Genomic DNA, 9,340 nt, shown 5'->3' with positions numbered 1-9,340 from the left:
CCACCGCACCCAGCGCGCCACCGCACTAAGCGCGACCACCGCACCCAGCGCGACCACCGCACTCAGCGCGACCACCGCACTCAGCGCAACCACCGCACCGTGGGGGTCTGGGGGGTCGCCCCCCAGGTAGATATGACGAGGCGCCGAGGTCCGCGCTTCTCAGCGGACACTCGGCGCCCTCGACTCGTGGGGATGGGGGGAGTTGAACCCCCACGTCCTTTCGGACACACGGACCTGAACCGTGCGCGTCTGCCATTCCGCCACATCCCCGTGGCCAAAAAGACCGGCCCGAAGGCCTGCCTTTTTGTTACTAGCTGCGACAGACTACGCTGTCGCTGGTCACCATGCGAGTTGATATCGCCTGTGACGCCGAGAAGACTAGCACGGCGTCTACGGGTGTCATACGAGGGTCAGAAGTGCCGGTCGTCCTTGAGCTACAGATGCGCAAGCGGCGGCCGGATACCATCATGTCCTCGGAAGCCGAGGAGGAGCCGGTGAGCGTGCTGCAGCGCTTTGAGAAGCGATTGGAAGGCCTGGTCGAGGGGGCCTTCGCCAAGGTGTTCAAGGGTGTCGTGCACCCGGTGGAGATTCTGAATGCCATGCAGCGGGAGGCAGAGGCGCACAAGGCCATCCTCGCCGGTGGCCGCACGCTGGTGCCGAACCGCTACGTGATCGACCTCTCACCTTACGACCACAGCCGGCTGGCGCCTTACGCCGCCGCGCTCGCCCAGGAGCTGGCCCAGTCGCAGGCCGAGTTCATCGGCGAGCAGGCCTGGACGGTCTACGGAGACGTGATCGTCGAGATCGAGCGTGGCGACGGGCTCGACACGGGCATGTTCCGCGTGACCGCCGAGGTCTACACGGGTGGCGAGGTCGCCCCCGTGCAGCAGCCGGCGTACGACGCGGGCCCGCAGTACCCGCCGTACGACCAGGGTGGCTACCAGCAGCACGGCGCGCCGAACGGGCGTGGTTCCGTGGGGCTCATCTCCGGTGACGGGCGCACCTACCCGTTGCAGATGGGCTCGACGGTGATCGGCCGTGGTGACCAGGCCAACCTGCGCCTGCCCGACGTCGGCATCTCGCGCCGCCACGCGCGGCTCGACTACGACGGCAACCAGGTCGTGCTGACCGATCTCGGGTCGACGAACGGGACGATGGTGAACGGCCAGCGGGTGTCGGCCGTCGCGCTCAACCCGGGCGACATGATCCAGCTCGGCACCACCACGCTCACCTTCCGAGTGGACGGCTAGCGACCTTGCCCGAATTCGTCCTCACCGTCGCCCGGTTCGGTTTCCTCATCCTTCTGTGGATCTTCGTGTTCACGGTGGTGGGGGTGATCCGCAAGGATCTCTTCGCCGGGGTTCGGTCCAAGGGCATCGTCGCCAGCCCTCGGGGGGTGGGTGGCACGGTGCCCTCGGGTCCGCCGCCGGCGAAGGCCAAACGCGGTAAGGCGGCTCGGCAACTCGTGGTGACCGCCGGTCAGTTGGCCGGCACGCGCATCACGCTGGGTGAGGCACCTATCACGATCGGGCGTGCCGAGGATTCCACCCTCGTCATCACCGATGATTTCGCCTCCGCTCGGCACGCCCGGCTCGTGCCGCGGGACGGTCAGTGGTTCGTCGAGGATCTCGGCTCGACGAACGGCACGTACCTCGACCGCGGTAAGGTCTCCGGACCCACTCCCGTCCCCCTTGGCGTACCGATCCGCATCGGTCGCACTTCACTCGAGTTACGGCCATGACCCTGACCCTGCGCTACGCCGCCCAGAGCGACCGCGGTCTGATCCGAGACCTGAACCAGGACTCCGTCTACGCCGGGCCGCGGCTGCTTGCTGTCGCCGACGGGATGGGCGGCATGGCCGCCGGTGACGTCGCCTCCAACATCGTCATCGCCGCGATGGCGCCGCTCGACGAGGACGTCCCCGGTGACGCTCTGGTGGACGCGCTGCGTCACGCGGTGGGCCTCGCCAACCAACATCTGCGCGACACCGTCGACGCCAACCCGCAGCTCGAGGGCATGGGCACCACGCTGACCGCGGTGCTCTTCTCGGGCAGCAAGTTCGGCATGGTGCACATCGGTGACTCGCGTGCCTACCTGCTGCGCAACGGTGAGTTCGCCCAGATCACCAAGGACGACACCTATGTGCAGATGCTCGTCGACGAGGGGCGTGTCAGCCCCGAGGAGGCGAGCAGCCACCCGCAACGGTCGCTGCTGACCCGCGCCCTCGACGGCCGGGACATCGACCCCGAGTACTCGGTCCGCCAGGTGCTCAAGGGCGACCGCTACCTGATCTGCAGCGACGGCCTCTCCGGCGTGGTCAGCGCCGACACGATCGGCCAGACCATGCGCGAGATCGCCGATCCGCAGGCGTGCGTCGAGCGCCTCGTGCAGCTCGCGCTGCGCGGGGGCGGCCCCGACAACATCACCGTGGTGATCGCGGACGCGACCGACGCGGACATCGTCGAGCAGGCTCCCGTCGTGGGCGGCGCCGCCGCGATCGACCGGGGCAACAACACGGTCGCCGACAGCTCCACCCCCGCGTCGCGGGCCGCCGCGCTGCAGGCCCCGCGCCCGCCGCAGCCGCAGCCCGAGCCGGAGCAGCCGGAGGAGCCGGAGCCCAAGGGGCACCCGGTGCGCACCAGCCTGCTGGTCCTGCTGCTGCTCGGCGTGCTCGGCGGTGGCCTCTGGCTGGGCTATCAGTACACCCAGGACCAGTACTACGTCGGCGCGACCGACGCCGGTCAGCTCGCCATCTTCCGCGGGGTGCCGGGTCAGATCGCCGGCCTCGACCTGTCGACGGTGAACGAGACCAGCCCGACCCGCCTCGACGACCTGACCGCGGTCGCGCAGGACCGGGTGCGGCAGGGCATCCACGCCGCGGACCGGCCGGACGCCCAGCGCATGCTGACCGAGCTCACCGACGACGTACCGTCGAATCCGAACCTCAAACCGCTGTGCAGCACGGCGACGGCCGCGCCGACATCGGCGCCGACCACCGCTGCGCCGCCGGCGCCCACGGTGCAGTCCTCCGCAGCTTCCGTACTCCCGCCGTCTGCTCAGGTGACCGAGTCCGCACCCCCGGTCGTCGATCCGGTCGGGTGCCGGACCGTCAACTGAGCTCCGGCTCGACAACGTCTGGGGATACCTCTTGACCGCGCCCGCCGTACCGGCTCCCACACCCAGCACCACGGGTGAGATGTCGCGTATCCCGGGAATGAAGACCCAGCGCAACGCCGAGCTGGGTCTGCTCGCGTTCGCCATGGTGCTCGTCGCCGCGTACGGCGCGATCGTGGAGGCGAACCAGTTCGATCGGGTCACCTCGACGTTCTGGGTGCCCGCGGCCCTGCTCAGCGTCCTGTTCCTCGGGCTGCACGTGGTGGTGCGCTACACCGCGCCCTACGCGGACCCGGTGCTGATCCCGGCGGTCGCCCTGATCAACGGGCTGGGCGTGGGCTTCCTGCGCCGGCTCGACCTGGCCCGGGCGATCGCCAACAAGGAGCCGGAGCCCGGGTTCTTCGCCGGCACGGGCGGCCGGCAGCTCGCCTGGACCCTGGGCGCGCTCATCCTCGCCGCGGTGCTGCTGCTGGTGATCCGCGATCACAAGGTCGTCTCGCGGTACGCGTACACGCTGGGCCTGGTCGGCATCGTGCTCGTCATGATCCCGGCGGTGCTGCCGTCGAGCCTGTCGGAGATCAACGGCGCGAAGCTGTGGATCCGGGTGGGCTCGTTCTCGATCCAGCCCGGTGAGTTCGCCAAGCTGGCGCTGGTCTCGTTCTTCGCGTACTACCTGGTCCGCAAGAGAGAGGTGCTCTCGCTGGCCAGCCGCCGGGTCCTCGGCATCGACTTCCCGCGCGGCCGCGACCTGGGCCCGGTCGTCACGGTGTGGCTGCTCAGCCTCCTGGTGCTGGTCTTCGAGAAGGACCTGGGCACCGCGCTGCTGTACTTCGGGCTGTTCGTGGTGACGCTCTACGTGGCGACCGAGCGGGCCAGCTGGCTGATCATCGGCCTGCTGCTGTTCTTCGGCGGCGTCTACATCGCCTACCTGCTGGGCGCCTCGATCGGCGGCCCGTTCGCCAACTTCTACGACCGTGCCGAGGTGTGGCTCGAGCCGTTCGCGACGGAGAACTACGACCGGGTGGGCGGCAGCTACCAGCTGGTGCAGGGCCTGCTCGCGCTCGGCACGGGCGGGCTGTTCGGCTCCGGGCCGGGCGCCGGCTCGCCGGGCTTCGTGCCCGAGGTGCGCACCGACTTCATCTTCGCCGGCATGGGCGAGGAGATCGGCCTGTTCGGCCTCTCCGCGCTGCTGGTGGTCTACCTGCTCATCGTGGAGCGGGGCCTGCGCGCCGGCCTCGCGGTGCGCGACTCGTTCGGCAAGCTCGTCGCCGGTGGCCTGGCGTTCACCCTCGGTTTGCAGGTCTTCGTCATCCTGGGTGGCATCACCGGACTCATCCCGCTGACGGGTCAGACCACGCCGTTCCTCTCGGCGGGCGGCTCCTCGTTGATGGCGAACTGGCTACTGATCGCGATGCTTCTGAGAATCTCCAACGCGGCGCGGGGGCCCGCGGCAAGCGGCGGCGGCGTCGACCGCCCCGGCGGACCCAAGAAAGCCCCCACCCAGCTCCACGGCGCCATGACGGAGGTGATCAAGCCGTGAACGCACCCCTTCGCCGGGCCGGCGTGGTCATCCTCGTGCTCTTCGGCCTGCTCTTCGCCAATCTCAACTGGGTGCAGGCCTACAAGGCCGACGACTACCGCACCAACGAGTACAACCGCCGGGTCGTAGTAGCCCAGTACGAACGCCCGCGCGGCGTGATCGAGGCGGGCGGCATCGGGCTGGCCACCAACAAGGTCACCGACGACACGCTCAAGTACCTGCGCGTCTACCCGCGCAAGGAGGCGTACGCGCCGGTGCTCGGCTACCGGCCGGTGGGTCTCGCCGCCACGGGCATCGAGAACAGCGAGAACGACTTCCTCTCCGGCGAGAGTGACAAGCTCTTCGCCGACCGGGTGAAGGACATGTTCACCGGCAACAACACCGGCGGCGGCAACGTCGTGCTGACGATCAACCCGACGGCGCAGGAGACCGCGTACAAGCAGCTGCTCAACAACCAGCGCGACGTGGAGAAGGGCGCGGCGGTCGCGATCGACCCGCGCACCGGCGCGGTGCAGGCCATGGTGTCGATCCCGAGCTACGACCCGAACCCGCTGGTCAGCCACGACGAGAAGGCCGCCGCCGCGGCGTACAACAAGCTCAACAAGGACGAGGACCAGCCGCTGCTCAACCGGGCGACCGCCGAGACGCTGCCGCCCGGCTCCACGTTCAAGGTGATCGTCTCGGCGGCCGCCCTGCAGAACGGCTACACGCAGCAGACCGAGATCAAGGCCGGCAGCACGTACGAGGAGAGCGGCGCGGTCATCCACAACGCCGAGGACGAGGTCTGCCCCGGCAGCCAGGTCACCCTCAAGGAGGCGCTGACCGAGAGCTGCAACACCGGTTTCGCGCGGCTCGGCGTCACGCTGGGCCGGGAAAAGGTGATGGAGACGGCCAAGGCGTTCGGCTTCGAGGACGACAGCCTCACCGTCGGCAACCTCGAGGGCAGCGGCCTGCCGGTGGCGGCCAGCCACACCGGCGACATCAAGAACCCGGACGGCAGCACCGACAAGGGCGCCCTGGCCCAGTCGTCGATCGGCCAGCGCGACGTGCGGATGACGACGCTGGAGGGCGCGCTCATGGCGGCCACGGTCGCCAACGGCGGCAAGCAGATGCGCCCCTACCTGGTGCAGAAGCTGCTCAGCCCGGACCGCCGCACGATCTACAACGCCGACCCCAAGACGCTGCGGACGCCGATCAACGAGTCGGTCGCCTCGGACCTCAAGGAGATGATGGTCAGCGTCGTCGAGAACGGCACCGGCAAGAAGGCGCGGATCAGCGGCTTCGAGGTCGGCGGCAAGACCGGTACGGCGCAGAACGCCGAGGGCGCCGACCCGCACGGCTGGTTCATCGGCTTCGCCTACAACGAGAAGGGCGAGGCGGTCTCCGCGGTCTGCGTCATGCTGGAGAACGTGCCCGGCGGCCACGCGAGCGCCGAGGCTGCCCGCATCGCCGGGCTCATCATGAAGGCCGCGGCCGGTCGGGGAGGGGACTGAGCATGATCAGCCCTGGGGTGACCCTCGGCGGGCGCTACCGTCTCGACGAGCGGATCGCCGGCGGCGGGATGGGCGACGTGTGGCGCGGCACCGACGAGGTGCTGGGCCGGACCGTCGCCGTCAAGATCCTGCTGCCCGCGCTGCTCGACGAGCCGGGCTTCGCCGAGCGCTTCCGGGGCGAGGCGCGCACCATGGCCACGATCAACCACCCCGGGGTCGTCGACGTCTACGACTACGGCAGCGACCAGCAGCTCGCGTTCCTGGTGATGGAGTACGTCGAGGGCGATGCCCTGTCGCGCACGCTGAGCCGGGTCGGCCGGCTCACCCCCGCGCGCACGATGGCGCTGGTCGCGCAGGCCGCCGACGCGTTGCAGGCCGCGCACGCGAACGGCATCGTGCACCGCGACGTCAAACCCGGCAACCTTCTGGTACGCCCGAACGGCACGCTCGTGCTCACCGACTTCGGCATCGCGCGCTCGGCGCTGGTCGGGCAGCTCACCGTCGCCGGCTCAGTGCTCGGCACGGCCTCCTACATCTCGCCGGAGCAGGCCTCCGGCGCGGTCGCCACGCCCGCCTCCGACGTGTACGCGCTGGGCGTGGTCGCCTACCAGTGCCTCTCCGGGCACCGGCCCTTCGACGGCGCCACGCCGTTGGAGATCGCCATGAAGCACGTCCGGGACACGCCGCGGCCGCTGCCCGGCGACATCCCGCCGACCGTGCGCACCATCGTCGACCGGGCCATGGCAAAGGACCCGTCCGCGCGCTGGCCCTCCGCGTCGGCGATGGCCGCCGTCGCGCGCCAGGCCGCCGCGTCGCTGGCCACGACCGCCGCGCAGCCCGCCGGCCAGCCGGTGCGCAGCGCGCCGCCGGTCAGCCCGGCCGGTGGGTTCCCGCGGCCGCCGTCCGGCCCGGCCATGCCCGGGTCCCCGGTCGCCGGGGCGCCGCACGCGCCCTACCCGCCGACCCAGCGGCCCGTCTCGGGCGCGCGGGGTGCGGCGTCCGTCCCATCCGGGCCGCCGGTTCAACCGCAGCCCTACCGCCAGCCGTATCAACCACAGCCGGCACCCGCCGCCAAGCCGGAGAGCTCCGGCGGGCGGCAGGTGCTGATCGTGCTCGCCGTGGTCCTCGCACTGCTGGTCCTGCTCTGCGCGGGGGTCATCTCGTTCCTGCTCAAACAGGGACAGGAAACGCAGAACGGCAGCAGCGGCGCGCTGATCAGTGCGGCCGTCGTCCACACGGGCGTCGATGGCGGGGCACCGCCCGCGGCGTCGTACCGTCTAACCACACAGACGGGCGCCAACCCCGGCTGGATTCGAGCGAACGAAGGACGACAGACGCTATGACGGCGCAGGCCCGCCTGCTCGGTGGCAGGTATCAGGTCGGCGAGCTTTTGGGCTACGGCGGCATGGCCGAGGTGCACCGTGGACGTGACCTCCGGCTCGGCCGCGACGTGGCCATCAAGATGCTGCGCACCGACCTGGCCCGCGACGCGACGTTCCAGGAGCGGTTCCGCCGCGAGGCGCAGAACTCGGCGGCCCTCAACCACCCGGCGATCGTCGCCGTCTACGACACCGGCGAAGAGGTGTCGGCCACCGGCGAGAAGCTGCCGTTCATCGTCATGGAGTTCGTCAACGGGCGGACCCTCAAGGAGGTCCTGGCCCAGGAGCAGCGGATCCCGTGGCGCCGGGCCCTCGAGATCATCGCCGACATCTGCGCGGCCCTGGAGTTCAGCCACCGGCACGGGATCATCCACCGGGACATCAAGCCCGGCAACGTGATGATCACCCAGAACGGCCAGGTCAAGGTCATGGACTTCGGCATCGCGCGGGCCCTGGCCAGCGGCGCGACCACCATGACGCAGACCAGCGCGGTGATCGGCACGGCGCAATATCTCTCGCCCGAGCAGGCGCGCGGCGAGGCGGTCGACGCCCGCTCCGACGTGTACGCGGCGGGCTGTGTGCTCTTCGAGCTGCTCGTCGGCCACCCGCCGTTCGTCGGCGACAGCCCGGTCAGCGTCGCCTACCAGCACGTCCGCGAGGACCCGCGGGCACCCAGCGAGATCAACCGTGAGGTGCCGCCGGACATCGACGCGATCGTGCTCAAGGCGCTCGCGAAGAACCCGCTCAACCGCTACCAGAGCGCCCAGGAGATGCGCGCTGACGCGCTGCGCGCCGTCTCCGGCCGCCCGGTGCTGGCCACCCCGGTGATGTCGCAGGCCGAGACCATGGCCCTGCAGCAGGGTCCGCAGCAGCAGTGGCAGCCCCAGGCCGCGACGACCATGCAGCGGCCCATCCCGGGCGCGCCGCCGCCGCGGCCGCCGGATCGTCGCTCGTCGTGGGTGTGGGCCTCGCTGGCCGCGCTGGGTGTGCTGGTGGTGATCGTGCTCGGCGTGGCGCTGGCGATGACCCGGCAGGACGACAACCCCACGACCACGCCGACGCCCACCCAGTCGACGCCGGCGCTGGTCGCCGTGCCCGACCTCGACGGCCTCAGCAACGACGACGCGATCCAGCAGCTCGAGCAGGCCGGCTTCAAGAACGTCTCGGCCGAGAAGCCGCGCCAGGACACCGACTGCGACGGCACGGTCGAGACGCAGACGCCGAAGGCCGGCACGAAGGTCACCGTCGACACCGAGATCCGCTACCAGCTGTGCACCAAGCCGGACGAGGTGACCGTGCCGTCCAACCTGGTCGGGGGCACGAAGGACAACGCCAACACCCGCCTGCGCGAGCTGGGCCTGACGCCCAACTTCAAGACGGTGCCCAGCGTCCAGCAGGCCGGCATCGTCACCAAGGTGGAGAAGTCGGGCCGCACGGTCGAGCCGGGCACCACGATCGACGTCTCGGTCTCGGACGGCTCGCTGGTCAAGATGCCGAAGGTGACCGACCAGCCGCAGGCGGTGGCCGAGGGCATCCTCGACAACGCCGGGCCGTTCAACGTCAGCATCCAGACCGTCGAGGACCCGAACGGTGTGCCGGGCACGGTCGTCGACCAGAACCCGAAGGCCGGCGAGTCGATCGCCAAGGGCGGCAAGGTCACCCTGACGGTCATCGCCGAGCAGACCGGCGAGCCCGACCCGAGCGACACGCCCGACCCGGGTCAGACCACGACAACGCCGCCGGCCAACGGCAACGGCGGCGGCACGGGAGGCGGCGTCATCAGCGACTCGCTGCTGGCGTACCGCCGGGACTAG

At 70.4% G+C, this 9,340-nt stretch carries 7 protein-coding genes and 1 tRNA gene; 7 read left to right on the top strand and 1 reads right to left on the bottom strand.

All coding sequences use genetic code 11. The features are described 5' to 3' along the window. Nucleotides 1-187: 187 nt before the first annotated feature. Nucleotides 188-270 (bottom strand) — tRNA-Leu (locus Ade02nite_RS37730). Nucleotides 271-467: 197 nt separating this feature from the next. Between Ade02nite_RS37730 and Ade02nite_RS37725 the strand changes: the two genes are divergently transcribed. From Ade02nite_RS37725 to pknB, 7 genes are all read left to right on the top strand, one after another. Further along, complete coding sequence (locus Ade02nite_RS37725; RefSeq protein WP_203774306.1) at nt 468-1,250, top strand: FHA domain-containing protein; 783 nt, start codon at nt 468-470, stop codon at nt 1,248-1,250. A 5-nt stretch (nt 1,251-1,255) separates the two neighbouring features. After that, the gene (locus Ade02nite_RS37720; RefSeq protein WP_203774298.1) at nt 1,256-1,741 is read left to right on the top strand and encodes an FHA domain-containing protein FhaB/FipA; all 486 of its coding nucleotides are present in this window, start codon (nt 1,256-1,258) and stop codon (nt 1,739-1,741) included. Next, nucleotides 1,738-3,117, top strand: a complete 1,380-nt coding sequence (locus tag Ade02nite_RS37715; protein ID WP_203774296.1) for a PP2C family protein-serine/threonine phosphatase — start codon at nt 1,738-1,740, stop codon at nt 3,115-3,117. The genes Ade02nite_RS37720 and Ade02nite_RS37715 overlap by 4 nt, the downstream gene beginning before the upstream one ends. A gap of 79 nt (nt 3,118-3,196) precedes the next feature. Then, a complete protein-coding gene (locus Ade02nite_RS37710; protein ID WP_203774294.1) occupies nt 3,197-4,654 on the top strand; it encodes an FtsW/RodA/SpoVE family cell cycle protein in 1,458 nt (485 codons plus the stop codon). After that, entirely contained in the window at nt 4,651-6,147 is a 1,497-nt protein-coding gene (locus Ade02nite_RS37705; RefSeq protein ID WP_203774292.1) for a peptidoglycan D,D-transpeptidase FtsI family protein, read from the top strand. The genes Ade02nite_RS37710 and Ade02nite_RS37705 overlap by 4 nt, the downstream gene beginning before the upstream one ends. Nucleotides 6,148-6,149: 2 nt before the next feature. Then, nucleotides 6,150-7,490, top strand: a complete 1,341-nt coding sequence (locus Ade02nite_RS37700; RefSeq protein WP_203774290.1) for a serine/threonine-protein kinase — start codon at nt 6,150-6,152, stop codon at nt 7,488-7,490. Further along, entirely contained in the window at nt 7,487-9,340 is a 1,854-nt protein-coding gene (gene pknB, locus Ade02nite_RS37695) for a Stk1 family PASTA domain-containing Ser/Thr kinase (RefSeq protein ID WP_203774282.1), read from the top strand. Before Ade02nite_RS37700 ends, pknB begins: the two co-directional genes overlap by 4 nt.

The organism is Paractinoplanes deccanensis, from assembly GCF_016862115.1.
Taxonomy (GTDB): domain Bacteria; phylum Actinomycetota; class Actinomycetes; order Mycobacteriales; family Micromonosporaceae; genus Actinoplanes; species Actinoplanes deccanensis.
This window is presented reverse-complemented; position numbering and strand designations above follow the sequence as displayed.

What these genes read in the sequence shown, in the direction of transcription:
- Ade02nite_RS37725 (WP_203774306.1), top strand. Translation starts at nt 468, where the DNA reads ATGTCCTCGGAAGCCGAGGAGGAGCCGGTGAGCGTGCTGCAGCGCTTT.
- Ade02nite_RS37715 (WP_203774296.1), top strand. Translation starts at nt 1,738, where the DNA reads ATGACCCTGACCCTGCGCTACGCCGCCCAGAGCGACCGCGGTCTGATC.
- Ade02nite_RS37710 (WP_203774294.1), top strand. Translation starts at nt 3,197, where the DNA reads ATGTCGCGTATCCCGGGAATGAAGACCCAGCGCAACGCCGAGCTGGGT.
- Ade02nite_RS37700 (WP_203774290.1), top strand. Translation starts at nt 6,150, where the DNA reads ATGATCAGCCCTGGGGTGACCCTCGGCGGGCGCTACCGTCTCGACGAG.
- pknB (WP_203774282.1), top strand. Translation starts at nt 7,487, where the DNA reads ATGACGGCGCAGGCCCGCCTGCTCGGTGGCAGGTATCAGGTCGGCGAG.